12 protein-coding genes are annotated in these 16,340 nt (G+C 73.2%); 7 read left to right on the plus strand and 5 right to left on the minus strand.

Annotated features, from left to right (window positions below):
* Nucleotides 1–16: 16 nt before the first annotated feature.
* Complete coding sequence (locus AB0B72_RS28555; protein ID WP_367742161.1) at nt 17–1,480, minus strand: NCS2 family permease; 1,464 nt, start codon at nt 1,478–1,480, stop codon at nt 17–19.
* 128 nt (nt 1,481–1,608) lie between these two features.
* Here AB0B72_RS28555 and AB0B72_RS28560 point away from each other — a divergent pair, with 128 nt between their 5' ends.
* Nucleotides 1,609–1,851 (plus strand): DUF2530 domain-containing protein, encoded by a 243-nt coding sequence (locus AB0B72_RS28560; RefSeq protein ID WP_367742162.1) that lies wholly within the window; start codon nt 1,609–1,611, stop codon nt 1,849–1,851.
* Nucleotides 1,852–1,886: 35 nt separating this feature from the next.
* Here AB0B72_RS28560 and AB0B72_RS28565 read toward each other — a convergent pair whose 3' ends face one another.
* Both AB0B72_RS28565 and AB0B72_RS28570 read right to left on the minus strand, forming a co-directional pair.
* The gene (locus AB0B72_RS28565) at nt 1,887–4,925 is read right to left on the minus strand and encodes a hypothetical protein (RefSeq protein ID WP_367742163.1); all 3,039 of its coding nucleotides are present in this window, start codon (nt 4,923–4,925) and stop codon (nt 1,887–1,889) included.
* A 2-nt stretch (nt 4,926–4,927) separates the two neighbouring features.
* On the minus strand, nt 4,928–5,725 hold the full coding sequence (locus AB0B72_RS28570) for a DUF3027 domain-containing protein (protein ID WP_367742164.1): 798 nt from the start codon (nt 5,723–5,725) through the stop codon (nt 4,928–4,930).
* Nucleotides 5,726–5,834: 109 nt separating this feature from the next.
* Here AB0B72_RS28570 and AB0B72_RS28575 point away from each other — a divergent pair, with 109 nt between their 5' ends.
* Nucleotides 5,835–7,094, plus strand: coding sequence for an MFS transporter (locus tag AB0B72_RS28575; protein ID WP_367742165.1), 1,260 nt, complete (start codon nt 5,835–5,837; stop codon nt 7,092–7,094).
* Nucleotides 7,095–7,133: 39 nt separating this feature from the next.
* Here the strand turns inward: AB0B72_RS28575 and AB0B72_RS28580 are convergent, their stop codons facing one another.
* Entirely contained in the window at nt 7,134–7,532 is a 399-nt protein-coding gene (locus AB0B72_RS28580) for a cold-shock protein (protein WP_367742166.1), read from the minus strand.
* Nucleotides 7,533–7,750: 218 nt separating this feature from the next.
* Here AB0B72_RS28580 and AB0B72_RS28585 point away from each other — a divergent pair, with 218 nt between their 5' ends.
* Entirely contained in the window at nt 7,751–10,177 is a 2,427-nt protein-coding gene (locus AB0B72_RS28585; RefSeq protein ID WP_367742167.1) for a helicase-associated domain-containing protein, read from the plus strand.
* 68 nt (nt 10,178–10,245) lie between these two features.
* Nucleotides 10,246–11,916 carry a DNA repair helicase XPB gene (locus tag AB0B72_RS28590; protein WP_367742168.1) on the plus strand — a complete coding sequence of 557 codons (1,671 nt, stop codon included), beginning with the start codon at nt 10,246–10,248 and terminating at the stop codon, nt 11,914–11,916.
* Nucleotides 11,917–12,403: 487 nt separating this feature from the next.
* On the opposite strand, the gene AB0B72_RS28595 is transcribed toward AB0B72_RS28590, so the two are convergent.
* Nucleotides 12,404–12,709, minus strand: a complete 306-nt coding sequence (locus tag AB0B72_RS28595) for a hypothetical protein (protein WP_367742169.1) — start codon at nt 12,707–12,709, stop codon at nt 12,404–12,406.
* A gap of 113 nt (nt 12,710–12,822) precedes the next feature.
* Between AB0B72_RS28595 and AB0B72_RS28600 the strand changes: the two genes are divergently transcribed.
* The 3 genes from AB0B72_RS28600 to AB0B72_RS28610 all read left to right on the plus strand — a co-directional run bounded on the left by AB0B72_RS28600 (nt 12,823) and on the right by AB0B72_RS28610 (nt 16,280).
* Nucleotides 12,823–14,805: an AAA family ATPase gene (locus AB0B72_RS28600; RefSeq protein ID WP_367742170.1), complete on the plus strand. Its 1,983-nt coding sequence runs from the start codon at nt 12,823–12,825 to the stop codon at nt 14,803–14,805.
* Between the two features lie 10 nt (nt 14,806–14,815).
* Nucleotides 14,816–15,322 carry a GNAT family N-acetyltransferase gene (locus AB0B72_RS28605; protein WP_367742171.1) on the plus strand — a complete coding sequence of 169 codons (507 nt, stop codon included), beginning with the start codon at nt 14,816–14,818 and terminating at the stop codon, nt 15,320–15,322.
* Nucleotides 15,323–15,458: 136 nt separating this feature from the next.
* Nucleotides 15,459–16,280: a DUF4190 domain-containing protein gene (locus AB0B72_RS28610; protein WP_367742172.1), complete on the plus strand. Its 822-nt coding sequence runs from the start codon at nt 15,459–15,461 to the stop codon at nt 16,278–16,280.
* Nucleotides 16,281–16,340 lie beyond the last annotated feature (60 nt).

Below are 16,340 nucleotides of genomic sequence, written 5' to 3' on the forward strand. Positions count from 1 at the left end.
GGGGAAGACCGCTTGATCAGGACAGGCCGAGCAGGCTCTTGATCGGCTCCAGGGCGAAGTACACGACGAAGAGCGCCGCCACGAGCCACAGCAGCGGGTGGACGTCGCGCGCCTTGCCGCGGAACGCCTTGATCGCGACATAGCTCACGAAGCCCGCGCCGATGCCCGCCGTGATGGAGTACGTGAACGGCATGAGCACGATCGTCAGGAACGCGGGGATCGCGGTCTCGAAGTCGCTGAAGTCGATCTCCTTGACCTGGGTCATCATGAGGAAGCCGACGATCACCAGCGCGGGGGTCGCCGCCTCGAACGGCACGATGTCCGTCAGCGGGGCGAAGAACATGGCCAGCAGGAACAGCAGGCCGGTGACCACGCTCGCCAGGCCGGTCCTGGCTCCCTCGCCCACCCCGGCGGCCGACTCGATGTAGGTGGTGTTCGACGAGACGCTCGCCGCGCCGCCCGCCGCGGCGGCGAGCGAGTCGACCAGCAGGATCTCCCGCGTGCGCTCGACCGTGCCGTCCGCCCCCACCAGGTTCGCCTGGCGTCCTACGCCGACGATCGTGCCCATGGTGTCGAAGAAGTCGGCGAGCATGAGCGTGAAGACGAGCATGACGGCCGCCAGGCCGCCGATCTTGGCGAAGCTCCCGAACAGGCTGAACTGGCCGATCAGCGAGAGGTCGGGGAGCGCCACGAGCTTGCCCGGCCACGCGGGGACGTTCAGCGACCACCCGTCGGGGTTGACCAGCTTGCCCCCGGCGATCTGCGGGCCGATCTTGGCGATCGCCTCCACGATGATCGCGAGCACCGTCGTGCCGATGATGCCGAGCAGGATGGCGCCCTTGAGCTTGCGAGCGACCATGAACGCCGTCACGAGCAGGCCGACGACGAACACCAGCGTCGGCCACCCGGTCAGCGAGCCGTTGCCCAGCACGCCGAGCTTGACCGGGACGGTGGTACCCGCCGCATCCGGCATGCGCCGTACGAACCCGGCGTCCACGAAGCCGATCAGCGCGATGAACAGGCCGATGCCGACGCTGATCGCGGTCTTGAGCTCGGCGGGGATGGCGTGGAACACCGCGACCCGGAAGCCGGTCGCCACGAGGATCGTGATCACGATGCCCTCAAGCACCACCAGGCCCATGGCGTCCTCCCAGGACACCTGACTGGCGATGCCGAACGCCACGAACGCGTTCAGCCCGAGCCCGGTCGCCAGAGCGAACGGCACGCGGCCGAAGACCCCCATCGCGATCGTCAGGATGCCCGCGACGAACGCCGTCGCCGCCGCCACCAGAGGGAAATCGGGCACGGAGCCGTCCCCGAGAAACTGGCCGGTCTTGTCGGCCACCGTGCCGATGATGATCGGGTTGAGCACCACGATGTAGGCCATGGTGAAGAACGTGGCGAACCCGCCGCGCACCTCCTGGCCGACCGTCGATCCACGGGCCGAGATGAAGAAATAACGATCAAGGATAGTGTTCATGGCATTCACGCGCGCAGAGTCGCAGCCCGTTACCACCAGCGGAAAGAGCCTGGTGAGCAGCGTTGTCCTTTCGTGACCGATTTGTCACATAGTTACCTTGCGGCTCCCCCATCTCCTAAGCTGGCAGCGTGAGCGAGCCCCGCCGGCCGGATCCCGAGCCTCTTCAGACCAAGGACACGTTGACGGTCCTGGCCGGGACGGCCCTGTGGGCGATCGCCCTTGTGGTGGTGCTGCTGGGGGTCAGGCCGTACGACTCGCGGGCCGTCTGGACGTGCGTGGCGGGCATCGGGCTCGGCGTTTTCGGCCTGCTCTACGTGCGGCGCCGCGACGCGCGCGCCCGTCCACGGGACACGGCCTCCAGCGACGTCTAGAGCCGCCCGGAGCCGCCCAAGCCTTCTGGAGCCGCTTAGAGCGACGCCACGGGGTCGAGGTCGGCCTCGGCGAGCAGCAGCGGCACCCTGGCCGGGTCGCGGAGCAGAGCGGCCACCGCGAGACGGTCGCCCCACTGCCCGGACGCCCACGCGAGCCCCCGGGCGAGGCCCTCGACGCCGCACGCGTGCACCCGGCCCTCCCAGAACCGCCAGGGCACCGGGACGCCGTCCACCAGCAGCTCCTCGTGCTCCACGTAGCCGTCCGGGGCGGACGGGAGAAGCGAGCGCACCTCCGGCGGGACCGGCCTGTCCACCCCCGACGACGTGACCGCGCCGGTGACGACCTCGCCCACGAGCGGCAGGTCGAGCACCTCCGACAGTGCCTCGGCCAGGTCGAACGGCGCCAGCACGAGAGGCCGGTCGGCGACGAGGGGCAGCAGGTCGGGCGCCTCCACGACGACCGGCCCGTCCTCGACGTCGGCCACCTGGACCACGCCCTTCACGACGGCCCGGACGGCCTCCGGCGGGCTGATCCGCTCCGGGTCGACGGCCGCGAGGGCGATCCACAGGGCGCGGAGCTGGGCCCGGTCCACCTCCAGCGAGGGGTCGGCCAGCAGGTCGAGCAGCTCCTCCGGGCCTCCGTGCGAGGCGAGCAGCTCAGGCAGCGACGACCGGACGCCGATCATCGTCAGTGCGCCGTCGTCGATCCCCGCAGGCGCCTCGCCGTACAGGCCGAACAGCAGCGGGTCGCCCGAGCCGAGCCGCAGCGAGGTCGGACGGCGCCCGCCGAGCACCGGGTGCCTGGACAGCCACCAGGAGGTGTACGAAGGGACCTCGACGGGCTCCCCCGCCACCAGCACCCGCATCGGCAGCAGGGCCGAGCGCAGCGGAGGCCGGGCCAGCAGGGCCAGCGCGGACGGCCAGTCAGCGACGTACTCCAGGTCACGGACGGCGGTGAACTCCCGGGCCACCGGCGGCACGTCGAGCTCGGGCAGCAGGTCGAGGACCGCCTCCAGCCACTCGTCCTCCAGGTCGAGGTCGTGGTCGCAGTCGGCCGGGTCGAGCAGCACGTCGGAGTCGTTGACCACGGCGAACCCGTCGAGCACCCCGGCAGCCGCCAGGACGTGCGGACCGTACTTCTCGACGAGGTCGGGCGCGGCGACGCCGAACGGCACGTCCGGATCGATGAGCCCGGCCAGCGCGCCCTCGGCCAGCAGCAACTCGCCCGCCGCGTACAGCTCGCCGTCCGCGCCGCGCAGCGCGAGGTCGGCGAGCCAGGGAGCCTCCCCCGCCGTCAGGTGCGCCGCGTCGACCAGGGCGAGCACCGCCTGGGCCACCGGCTCGGGGTCGGCGCTACCGGCCGACTCCGCGACGGCGGCGTGGGTCAGCGGGTCCTCCAGGACGGCCCGGGGGGTCGCCTCCGCCGCGCCGAGCCGCAGCAGCAGCGGGTGGACGGCGTCCTGATGCACGATCCGCAGGCCGAGAGGGGCCAGGACGGCGGGGTCCACGGCGGCCGGCGCGTCCGGCCCGCCGGAGAGCACCAGCGTGCCGCGCGCGCCGCGGACCAGGCGGCCGTCCGCGAGCGGCACAGGCACGGCCGCCACGGCCTCCAGGTCGTCGGCGGGCAGCACCTCGTACAGCGACCGCCACCACGACGGGTCCCGGCCGGCTACGGCGTCGCCCGACAGCATGTCCATGACGTCGGCGAGCTCCACCCGCCGTACGCCGAGAGTCGTGAGCGCCGGATGCCTGGACGCCCACCCGGCGGGCAGCAGCCCCGGGACGAAGTCCGCGATCTTCTCCAGGAACTCCGCCGACCCGAGGACGGCCCGCGTCTCGGAGGCCGGGACGACCCCGGAGCCGGCGGGCTCGGAGCCGGGCTCGGAACCGGCGGGCCGGGACAGGACGGGGAGCAGCGGCGCGTCCGGCAGCAACCGGATGATCTCCCCCCGGATGGCCGCGTCGAGGCCGCCCTTGCCCATCAGGCCGGGGACGAGATCGAGCAGCGCCGGGGTGGCCGGCAGCTCCTGGAGCAGGCGCACGTACGCCTCGGCGGCCCGGGCCACCAGGAAGTCGGTCAGCGGGCCGGGGGCGACGTGCCTGCGGTCGGTGGTGAGAGGGAACGTCGCGATCAGCAGCGCGGGCAGCTCCAGCGGCTCGTCGCTCGGCGTCGGCGCGTGCACCACCCGGGGAACATCCGCGGCGCCTCCCGGCCGGGAAGCCGCCCCCCAGGGCGAGGCGCCGCCCGCCCCCGAAGCCCCTTCCGAGCCGGGCACGGCCCAGCGGACCTCCCAGTACGGCCGGGCCCGCTCCTCGGTGGGACGGTCGGCGAACAACTCGGCCACCTGCTCGGGCCCGAAGACGCCCGACGCGCCCACCCGGTGCCAGCCCTCGGCCGACAGGACGCGGACGTGGCCGTCCACCTCGATCTCGACGGTCTCCAGAGCGGGCATCGCCAGCGGCAGCGCGGGCCCGGCCTCCTCCAGCATCCGCCGTACGGCCCGCTCGGCGGCCTCGTCGCGGAGCGGGAGCCGTACGACCGTGTCGAAGCCCTCGGGGACCTGGAGGGCGTCCTCCGGGAAGGGCAGGCGCAGCAGCGGCACGTGACCGGCCCGGCCGGCGAGCTCGGCGGCCAGCTCCGGGCGGGCGGCGACCAGCGCGGCGGCCTCCTCGCGGGACCAGCGCACCCCGCCGGTCTTGCGCGACGCGATCGCCGGGGCGTCGCAGACCGAGACCACGGCGGCGAAGCCGACGCCGAAGCGCCCGACGGCGCCCGCGGCGTCCTTCTTCCCCGAGACCCGGAGCGTGGACAGCCCTTCGACGCCCGCCTCGTCGAGGGGGGCGCCGGTGTTCGCGGCGACGAGCACTCCGCCGTCGAGCGTCAGCCGCAGGCGGCCGGGCACCCCGGCGTGCAGGGCGGCGTCCGCCGCGTTCTGGGCCAGCTCGACGACCAGCCGGTCGCGGTAGCCGCCGAGCGCGAAGTCCTCTTCGGCGTTGGCGTCCTCGCGGAAGCGGGCGGGCGAGGCCGTCCAGGCCGCGAGGACCGTGTCGCGCAGCCGCGCGGTATCGAACATGATCAGGAATGACCCAGCGGCTCGGACCCGGCCTCGTCCACCGAGCCGGCTTCCATCAGGTCGTAGCCGAGGTCGTCGAGGATCGGCGGAACGGGGTCCACGACCATGGAGGGGACCGTGGTGGCCTCCGAGTGCGCTCCGCAGCCGTGGTCGGCCGCGACGACGCGGCCGTCGTCCGGGGCGTACTCGTTGGCGCAGACGCCGAAGCCGACCCGCAGCGCGCCGGCGAGCGGCCAGTAGAAGCCGCAGGTCGAGCACTGGGCCGGGGCGGCGTGCGCGATCGGGGTGTGCGGGCCGGCGTCCCCGGCGTGCCAGCGCCGGACGGCGAGGTCGCGGCCGATGGCCGAAAGCACCCGGGCCCGGCCGAGCCCGATCTCGAACACCATCTGCTGGTCGAGGTCCTCGTCGGGGGTGGCGAAGCCGGGGACCAGCCGGTCGTCGTCCGCCTGCGCGGGCAGCAGGTCGCCCACCCCGAGGTCGCCGGGGCGCAGCCGCTCGTTCCACGGCACCCAGTCCGGCGCGAGCAGCGCGCCCGAGCCGGGCAGCAGCACCGTCTCGCTCACGGTGACGTTGCGGGCGCGCGAGGCCCGTGTGACGGTGACCGCCCAGCGCCAGCCCCGGTACGCCCGGTCCAGGCACTCGAAGTAGTGGGTCACGATTCGGTCGCCCTCGTTGTCGAAGCCCTGGTGCTCACCCACTTCACCGGGGCGGGCGATGCTCTCCGCGGCATGGCGGGCCAGGTCGACCGCCGCGGCACAGGCCTGGTCGACTGGAGTGCTACGGATCCGGGTACGACTCACACTCTCCATTTTCACCCACGCCGCGAGCGGACCGCACCGGCTGGATGGGGGAATGCTGGAAGGACTGTCGACACCTATGGTGAATTTTTGGACGAACGCTATCCATGTCGTGGGTGCGCCGGGACGCGCGGCGCGCCGGCTGACGCACGCGCACGGCGCGGGCCGCACCGGATTGGGCCGGTTGATCGAGCTCACGGCCGCCCACTCGGCCGGTGACGCGCTCGTCACGGTGTCGCTCGCGGGGGCGCTGCTCTTCCGGCTCCCGGTGGGCCAGGCGCGCGGGCAGGTCGCCCTCTACCTGGTGATCACGATGCTGCCGTTCGCCGTCGTGGCGCCCTTCGTCGGGCCGGTGCTCGACCGGCTCCGCTCGGGACGCCGCTACATCATGGCGAGCACGCTCCTCGCCCGGGGGCTGCTGTGCTGGGGGATGGCTGGGGCGGTCCACTCCTCCGACGCGATCACCCTGTTCCCGGCGGCGCTCGCCGTGCTCGTGCTGTCGAAGGCCTACAACGTCTCCCGTGCGGCCATCATGCCGAGCCTGCTGCCCGCCGACATACCGCTGGTCACCGCCAACGCGAGGGTCGCGCTGTTCGCCCTGGTCTCCGCCGGAGCGGGGGCGGGCGCCGCCACCGCCGTCGCCGCCCTCGCCGGTCCGGACTGGGTGCTGCGCGCCACCGTGCCGCTGTTCCTCGTGGCCGGCGTGTTCGCCGTACGGCTCCCGCGGCACGTCGACGCGCCCGGCGGCGATCGGGCGGAGGCCAGGCCGCGGTGGCGCACGGCGCTCAGCGCCGGCCCCGTCGTGACCGAGGCGATGAACGCCAACGCGGCCGTCCGCGTCCAGTCGGGGTTCCTGGTGTTCTTCCTGCTGTTCCTCGTGCAGGACGGCCACCTGCGCGGGACCGACCCGAAGGTGGCCCTCGGGCTGCTCGCCGCCGCCGCGGGGGCCGGCGGGCTGGCCGGGGCGGCCGTCGGCTCGTGGACCCGCAGCCGCTCACCGCACCTGACCGTGCTGGCGACGCTCGCCCTGGCCACGGTGAGCACCATCGCCGCCGCCGCCGTCTTCAACGTGTGGACGGCGGTCGTCGTGGCGCTGGTCGGCGCGTTCGCGCAGGGCCTCGGCAAGCTCGCCCTCGACGCGATCATCCAGCGTGAGATCGGCGAGGAGGTGCGCTCGTCCACGTTCGGCGTCGTCGAGACCCTGCTTCAGATCGCCTGGGTGCTCGGCGGCCTGCTGGGCCTGGTCATGTCGCTGTACGTCGCGGCGCCCGCCGGGCTCGCGGTGATCTCCGCCGGGCTGGCGATCTCGTTCGGCTGGCTGGTCGCCGTACGGCGCCGCCGGCTCGGGACGGCCGCGGTCGAAACGGTCTGAACCCCTCGGCCGACGCCACGATCAGCCGTCTCAGCCGTCTCAGCCGTCGATGTCGTCGGCGACGGCCCGCAGGACGGTCGCCACCTTCTTGGCGTGCGCCCCGTCGGGATGCTTGCCCCGCTGGTAGGAGTTGGAGACGTCGTCGAGCAGCTTGATCAGGTCCTCGACGATGACCACCATCTCGTCCGGGCTCTTCCGCTTGACCTTCGGCCTGGCGGCCTTGGCCAGCGTGGGCGGCTGCTCCAGGACCCGGACCGAGAGGGCCTGCTGGCCACGACGGCCCTCGGCCACACCGAACTCCACCTTCTGCCCGGGCTTGAGCGCTTCCACGCCCTTCGGCAGAGCGGAGGAATGCACGAAGACCTCGCCGCCGTCGTCGCGGGTGAGGAAGCCGAATCCCTTGTCGGCGTCGTACCACTTGACCTTGCCACTCGGCACAGGGGTGACCTCGTTCAGACTGTCGTGAAGGTGATGGATGTAGGTTATGCCCACACAGGGGCCAGGTGGACCCACTCCGGGGGAGTATGCAGCTTCCCTCCTGGAGATCCACTCGTAAGGCGATCATCGCACTGGATGCCCCGTCCCCGCCGCCCCTTTAGCACCCCCCGCCGTCCGGTCCGGCCCCGTGCCGGAACCCGCGCCCTACGATGGAACCGATGATGGGGACCGACTTCAGCGAGTGGCTGCGTGGCCGCTCCGACGAGCGGCTGCGGGCGCTCGTGGCGGCGCGGCCCGAGCTCGTGACGCCCGTCCCCGCCCACATCGAGGGCTTGGCCGCGCGGGCCGGTACGCCGTCGGCGATCGGCCGGGCCCTCGACCGGCTCGACCGGTTCGCCCTCGCCGTGCTGGAGACGCTGGTGCTGCGGCCCGTCCCCGCCGCCCGGGAGGCGCTGCGCGAGCCGCTCGCCCGCGCCGCGTCGGGCACGGCGTGCGCCGACCGGCTCGACGCCGCCCTCGACGACACGCTCGAACGGCTCCGCACCCGAGCGCTGATCTACGACCACGCCGACGGGCTGCTGCCCGCTCCCGGGGTGGCCGAGGCCCTCGACCCGCCCGCGGCGCTCGGGCCGCCGGCCGAGGACGTCTTCCGGCACCACTCCCCCGAGGTGCTCGACGCCATGGTCGCGGGCATCGCCGGGCAGGAAGAACAGGACAGGCGGAACGGCCGTGCCGGGAAGGGAAAGGGGAACGGCCGAGATCGGCGGGGCACGGCCCGCGAGCGGCTCGCGGCGCTGCTCGCCGACCCCGCGACGGTCGAACGCCTCCTCACCCAGGTCTCGCCTCCGGCGAGGGCCGCCCTCGACGAGCTGGCGTGGGGGCCGCCGAGCGGCCGGGTGAAGGGAGCCCGCCGCGAGGTGAGCGTGGCCACCGCGCAGTCCCCCATCGAGCAACTCCTGGCCCGCGGCCTGCTGGGCGCGACCGGCGAGGAGACCGTGACGCTGCCCCGCGAGGTGGCCCTCTTCCTGCGCGACGGCCGCATCCACAGGGACCTGTCGCCCTGTCCTCCGGAGCTGGAGGGCTCCTCCCGCGACCAGGTGCTCGCCGACCGCACGGCGGCCGGGCAGGCGTTCACGTTCGTCCGCACGGTCGAGGAGCTGTGCGAGCTGTGGAGCGCCGACCCGCCCGGCGTCCTGCGGGCGGGCGGTCTCGCCGTACGGGACCTGAAGAGGACGGCGCAGCTCCTCGACGTGCCGGAGTGGGCGGCCGGGCTGGTCGTCGAGGTCGCCCACGCGGCCGGGCTGGTCGCGGCGGGCGAGGGGGAGTGGCTGCCGACTCCCGGCTACGACATGTGGCGGGTGCGGGCGGCGGAGGACCGGTGGGCGGCGCTGGCGTCGGCGTGGGCCGGCATGGACCGGGTCCCCGGGCTGATCGGCGAGCGCGACGACCGCGACCGGCCGCTGAACGCCCTCCATCCCGACCTGCGCAGGCCCGCCGCCGTCCAGGTGCGCACGCGGACGCTCGGCGTGCTGGCGTCGGCCGCCCCCGGGCTCGCGCCGACCTCGGAGTCCGTCCTGGCCAGGCTCGCCTGGGAGCAGCCGCGCCGCCGGGCGGCGCTGCGCGACCGGCTCGCCGAGTTCACCCTCCGGGAGGCCGAGCACCTAGGGGTGACCGGGCTCGGCGTGCCGTCCTCCCACGGCCGCGCCATGATCCGCGCGGACGGCACGGCGGCCGACCTGCTCGCCCCGCTGCTGCCCGAGCCTGTCGACCACGTGCTGCTGCAGGCCGACCTGACGGCCGTGGCGCCCGGCCCGCTCACCGGCGACCTCGGCCGCTGGCTCGCGCTCGCGGCTGACGTGGAGTCCAAGGGCGGCGCGACCGTCTACCGGTTCGGCGAGCAGTCGATCCGGCGGGCGCTCGACGCCGGCCAGTCGGCCGACGACGTGATCGCCATGCTCGACAAGCACTCCACGACGCCCGTCCCCCAGCCGCTGAGCTACCTGGTCTCCGACGTGGCCCGCCGGCACGGCCGCATCCGCGTCGGCGCCGCCTCGGCGTACGTCCGGTGCGACGACCCCTCCCTTCTGGACGAGGTGCTCGCGGACAAGCGCGCGGGGCTGCTGCGCCTGCGGCGGCTCGCGCCGACCGTGCTGGCGTCCAAGACCTCCCGGGCGGCGCTGGTCGACTCGCTGCGGGCGATGGGTTACGCGCCGGTCGCCGAGTCGCTCGACGGCGACGTGGTCGTGGCGCGGGCCGACGCCCGGCGCACCGACGGCCAGCCCCACCCCCGCACCGCCGCCTCCACCGCGCCCGATCCCGAGGTCGTCGCCGCGGCGATCAGGGCCGTACGGGCCGGGGACGAGGCGCACCGCACCCGCCGCCCCCCGGCGGACGCCCCGGACGGCCAGCTGCCCCGATCCCCCGCCACCGCCACCATCACCGCGCTGCAGGAGGCGATCCGCCAGGGGACGCGGGTGTGGATCGGCTACCTTGACTCCCAGGGCCACGCGACAAGCCGCATCCTGGAACCTGCTCGGATGGAGGGCGGCTACCTCACCGCCTACGACGAGACCAGGGCCACGGTCCACCGCTTCGCCCTGCACCGCATCACCGGCGTGGCCGGGTACGGCGAGCGTCTCGGCTGACCCTGTCCCCAGGCTCGGCGAAACGGGACTGATTCGGCTCGATCTCTTGTTTGATAAGCGACAACCGTATGAGGGAGTTGGCAGTGAACGACGGGCCGCTGATCGTCCAGTCCGACAAGACCCTGCTGCTGGAGGTCGATCACGAGAAGGCCGGCGACTGCCGCAAGGCCATCGCGCCGTTCGCCGAGCTGGAGCGGGCGCCCGAGCACGTCCACACCTACCGGGTGACGCCGCTGGCGCTGTGGAACGCCCGGGCCGCCGGCCACGACGCCGAGCAGGTCATAGACGCACTGATCACCCACAGCCGCTATCCGGTGCCGCACGCCCTGCTGGTCGACATCGCGGAGACGATGGCGCGCTACGGGCGGCTGAAGCTGGACAAGGATCCGGTCCACGGGCTGGTCCTCACCAGCACCGACCGGGCCGTGCTGGAGGAGGTGCTGCGCTCGAAGAAGATCCAGCCGCTCATCGGCGACCGGATCGGCGCCGACGCCGTGGCCGTCCACCCCTCCGAGCGCGGAAACATCAAGCAGACGCTGCTCAAGCTCGGCTGGCCCGCCGAGGACCTCGCCGGCTACGTGGACGGCGAGCACCACCCCATCGACCTGCGTGAGGACGGCTGGACGCTGCGCGCCTACCAGAAGGACGCGGCGGACGCGTTCTGGCACGGCGGCTCCGGCGTGGTCGTGCTGCCCTGCGGGGCGGGCAAGACGATCGTGGGAGCGGCGGCGATGGCGCACGCCAGGGCGACCACCCTCATCCTGGTGACCAACACGGTCTCCGCCCACCAGTGGAAGCAGGAGCTGCTCAAGCGGACGACGCTCACCGAGGACGAGATCGGGGAGTACACCGGCACGAAGAAGGAGGTCCGCCCCGTCACCATCGCCACGTACCAGGTGATGACCACCCGGCGGCAGGGCGTCTACCGGCATCTGGAGCTGTTCGACGCGCGCGACTGGGGGCTTGTCGTGTACGACGAGGTCCACCTGCTGCCGGCGCCGATCTTCCGGATGACGGCCGACCTCCAGGCGCGCCGCAGGATCGGGCTCACCGCGACCCTCGTGCGGGAGGACGGCCGCGAGGGCGACGTGTTCTCGCTCATCGGGCCGAAGCGGTACGACGCGCCCTGGAAGGAGATGGAGAACCAGGGCTGGATCGCCCCGGCCGACTGCGTCGAGGTCCGCGTGACGCTGAGCGACGAGGAGCGGCTGGCGTACGCGATGGCCGAGCCCGAGGAGCGCTACCGGTTCTGCTCCACCACGCCCTCGAAGCTCCGCGTGACGGAGGCCCTGGTCCGGCGGCACGCGGGCGAGCAGGTGCTGGTCATCGGGCAGTACATCGACCAGCTCGACGAGCTGGGAGAGCACCTGGACGCGCCGGTGATCAAGGGTGAGACGCGGGTGCGCGAGCGGGAGCGCCTCTACCAGGCGTTCCGCGACAAGGAGATCCAGGTGCTCGTCGTGTCGAAGGTCGCCAACTTCTCCATCGACCTGCCCGAGGCGGCCGTGGCCATCCAGGTGTCGGGCACGTTCGGCTCACGGCAGGAGGAGGCGCAGCGGCTGGGCCGCGTGCTGCGGCCCAAGGCCGACGGGGGCGGCGCGCGCTTCTACTCCGTCGTCAGCCGTGACACGGTCGACCAGGAGTTCGCCGCGCACCGTCAGCGGTTCCTCGCGGAGCAGGGCTACGCCTACCACATCATCGACGCCGACGACGTCGGCGAGGAGAACCCGGCGAGATGATCCTCGCCGGGTACGGGCGCGGGGCACGCCTGGAGGGAGATGCCGTGATCGCCGGGCGCGCTGCGGCTCCGATCCAACGAATCACGATCTAGGTCCACGAAATGCCGTAGGCCCGGGACAACCACACCACCTCCTCGTACGCGACCCCCGCACCGTTCCACCGTGATGGCGGACCTACCCAACCGTTCCACGCAATGCACCTGATATGCCCATATTTTCCGACATAGTCGTCGGCGCGAGGGGTTACCGGGAGAAACAGTCAACGGACTGCCGGACCGCGCTCACACGGCGTGCCGCCTCACACACTGCGCGACACCGTCCACCACCTCGAACGCTGGACGACACCGTCCGCCGCCTCACACACACTGCGCGCCACCGTCCGCCGCCTCGGACGCTGAACGACGACACCGCGCGCCACCTCGGGGGCCCTCCGGCGACACCGGGCCCGCCGCATCGGGCCCCACGGTGACGCCGCCCTCAAACGCCCTTACCGCGCGGCGACACCGCCCACGAAGAGCACTGCCAGCGCGACCAGCCAGGCCGCCACCGCGACGCCGAACAGCGACTCGCGCCGGGTGAGCCAGGCGACCCCCGTCATGCCCGTCGCGGCCAGCGCGACGACCCAGGAGACCACCGTGACCGAGGCGATCCGGTCGGTGCAGTCGAGCGACGGCTGCGCCCCCGAGCAGAACGCCTCCTGACCCCAGCCGCCGAACACCGACAGAGCCCACAAGGCCGCGAGCAGCAGGCTCGCCACGGCCGGGATCGCTGGAGGAACCCAGGTGCGCGTCACTCGGGTACAGATACCCGCCCCGCGAAACGGCGACACGCGCGAGAAATACCGTTTCGGCATCCACGGGGCCGTCGGTAGGCTCTTGTCTTTCCCGCCTCCTGAGGAGATTCCGCATGCCTGGAGATGTGCTCGACGCCGAGCGGGCGCACCTGGCGGCCTCCCGGGCCGCGCTCAGGGCGATGCGCGAGCACGCGCAGTCGCTGTCCGCCGACGCCGCCGGAGACTGGGTCTCCCAGCAGGTGCTCCAAGGTCTGCTCGACCAGCGGGTCGCCGCCCTCGCCGACCACCCCGACACCCCGCTCTTCTTCGGCCGCCTGGACCGGTCGGCCGGCGACGACCTGCCCAGCACCCTCTACGTGGGCCGCCGCCACGTCCACGACGAGGGCAGCCACGCCCTGGTGATCGACTGGCGTGCCCCCGTGTCCCGCGCGTTCTACCAGGCGAGCCCGGCCGACCCGATGGGCGTGGCGCTGCGCCGCCGGTTCGGCTACCGGGGCGGCGACCTCACGGCGTACGAGGACGAGCCCCTGGACGGCAGGGCGCTCGGCCAGAGCAGGCTTCTCACCGAGGAGATCGAGCGGCCCCGCACCGGCCCGATGCGGGACATCGTCGCGACCATCCAGCCGGACCAGGACGAGATCGTCCGGGCCGGCCTCGACGTGACCGTGTGCGTCCAGGGGGCACCCGGCACCGGCAAGACGGCCGTCGGCCTGCATCGGGCAGCCTACCTGCTCTTCACCCACCGCGAGAAGCTGTCCCGCTCCGGCGTGATGATCGTGGGGCCCAACCGCGCCTTCCTGGCCTACATCTCGTCGGTGCTCCCCGCGCTCGGCGAGGTGAAGGTCGACCAGACGACGGTGGCGGGCATCCTCGGCGACCACGCGCTCCCCGAGGAGCCGGAGGCAGCCGCCGTCAAGGGCGACGCCCGGATGGCCGAGGTGCTCCGGCGCGCCCTGTGGCTGCACGTGGCGAAGCCCGAGGAGGGTGTCCTGTTCACCAAGGGCATCAACCGCTACCGGGTGGCCGATCACGAGGTCCGCGAGATCGTCGCCTCACTGCGCGGCACGACGAGGTACGGCCCCGGCCGGGCCACCCTCGCCCAGCGTCTCGCCCACGCGGTGCTCGTCCAGATGGAGCGGCGCGGCGAGTCGCCCGACGACCGGGTGCAGGACGCGGTGGCCCGCTCGAAGCCCGTCAAGGCGGTCGTGGACGCGGCGTGGCCGAAGCTCACGCCGGAGCAGGTGCTCTTCCGGCTGCTGTCGGACGCCGGCTTCCTCGCCCGGGCGGCCCGGTCGGACCTGTCGCAGCGCGAGCAGGAGGCGATCATTTGGGCTAAGCCGTACAAGTCACACAAGTCGGCGAAGTGGTCGATGGCGGACGCCGCGCTGCTCGACGAGCTGGCCGACCTGATCGAGCGGACGCCCTCCCACGGACACCTCGTCCTCGACGAGGCGCAGGACCTGTCCGCCATGCAGTTGCGCGCGCTCGGGCGGCGGTGCCGCACCGGGTCGGCGACCGTGCTCGGCGACCTCGCGCAGGGCACGACGCCGTGGTCGGCGCGGTCGTGGAAGACCGTGCTCGACCACCTCGGCCAGGCGTCCGGTGAGGTGACCGAGCTCACGCTCGGCTTCCGTGTGCCCCGCGAGATCCTCGACTACGCCGCCCGGCTGCTCCCCTCGGTCGCCCCCGAGCTCGCCGCCCCCCGCTCGCTGCGCCCCGGGGCGGGCTCCCTGACCGTACGGCGGGCCCCCGACGTCGCTCCCGCCCTCCAGGAGGCCCTGCGGCAGGCGCTGGCACGGGAGGGGTCGATCGGCGTCATCGCCGCCGACACCTCCGTGCCGGCGGTCTCGGCGGCGCTGGACGGGGTGCCCCACACGGTGCTCGGCCCTGATTCCACCGGGGACGGGCGCGTGCTCGTCGTGCCCGCCACACTCGCCAAGGGCCTGGAGTACGACCACGTGGTGGTCGTCGAGCCCGCCGACATCGTGGCGGCCGAGGACCGGGGCCTGGCCCGGCTGTACGTGGTACTCACCCGCGCCGTCACCTCGCTGACCGTCGTCCACAGGGACGACCTCCCGCCCGAGCTGCTCGGTTAGCGTGGCCGGCATGAAGATTGACATCCGCGCCGGCGGGCCGGGCGACGTCACCGCCGTACTGGACTTCTGGAGAAAGGCCGCGGAGGGCACGGATCGGCACGACGACCGCGAAAAGGTCGTCGCCCTGATCGAGCGGGACCCCGGGGCGCTGCTGATCGCCGAGCTCGCCGGCGAGAGCCGCGACACGGCCCCCGAGACAGCCCGTGAGACGGCCCGTGAGACGGCCCGTGAGACGGCCCGTGAGACGGCCCGTGAGATGGTCGGCACGGTCATCGCCGGCTGGGACGGCTGGCGCGCCCACCTCTACCGGCTGGCCGTGGCCGAGGAGCATCGCCGTAAGGGCGTCGGCCGGGCGCTGATCGCCGCGGCCGAGGAGCGGTTCCGCGGTTTCGGGGCGTTCCGCGTGGACGCCATGGTGCTCACGGACAACCTGCTCGCGCACCACGCCTGGTCCGCCGCCGGATACGCCCCCCAACCCGAGTGGGCCCGCTGGATCAAGCCGATGCCCCAGCCCTGACCGCCCCACGGCCCGCCACGATCACCTCCCGATGACCCCCTGGCGGCCGATGGGACGGCGCGGGACGAGCGGGACGGCGTGCAACGTAACGAATCGGCGTTGCCGTCGTGACTCGCGCCCGCCACCATGGTGCCGCGTGACCAACTCCTCCTACGGCGGCCCGCCGGCGCCGCCTCCCGGTCCGGCGGGCCCATACGACCCGTACGGCCAACCCCAGCCCCCGTACCCGCCGAACAGTCCTCACCCACCGAACGGCCCGTACCAGCCGAACAGTCCTTATCCGGCGAACTACCCGTATTCGCCGGATCCGCAGTACGCCCAGTACGCGCCGTACGGTCAGGCACCACCCCAGCCTCCCCGGACCAACGGCTTGGCGATCGCCTCGCTCATCTTCGGGATCATCGGCGGCATCCCGCTGTCCGTCATCTTCGGGATCGTGGCCCTGGTCCAGATCAGGAGGCGCGGCGACAGAGGACGCGGCCTGGCCGTCGCCGGGCTCGTCCTGTCGAGCCTGTGGATCCTGTTCGTCGCCGCGGTCGTCGTGATAGCCATCCTGACCTCGCCCCAGCGGGACGCCACGGGCACGATCACCGACGGCGGCTCGATGTTGAGCACGCAGATCCGCGCGGGCGACTGCGTCAACGGGATAGCCGACGGCGTGGTCGTGACGGCCGTGAAGGGCGTGCCGTGCGCGCAGCCCCACGACGCGGAGGTGATCCTCCAGTTCGATCTTCCCGTGTCGGCCTGGCCGGGCCGTGAGGCGGCGGGCGACACGGCGGCGGACCAGTGCGACCGGCGGCTCGGCCGTCTCCTGGCCGACAGCCCGATGCTCGACCGGCTGCAGAGCTTCGTGCTCTACCCGCCCGACGAGGCGTCGTGGCGGCGGAGCAGGTCGGTCAGCTGCATGGTGATCGACGCCTCCCGTGGCAAGCTGACGGGCGCCGTGCCGCGATCCTAGGGCGGGGCGCCGCCCCACTGCGGCCGGGGCTCGGGACACGACGACCACCCGACGAACCAG

This window comes from Microbispora sp. NPDC049125 (assembly GCF_040802045.1).
Lineage (GTDB): Bacteria > Actinomycetota > Actinomycetes > Streptosporangiales > Streptosporangiaceae > Microbispora.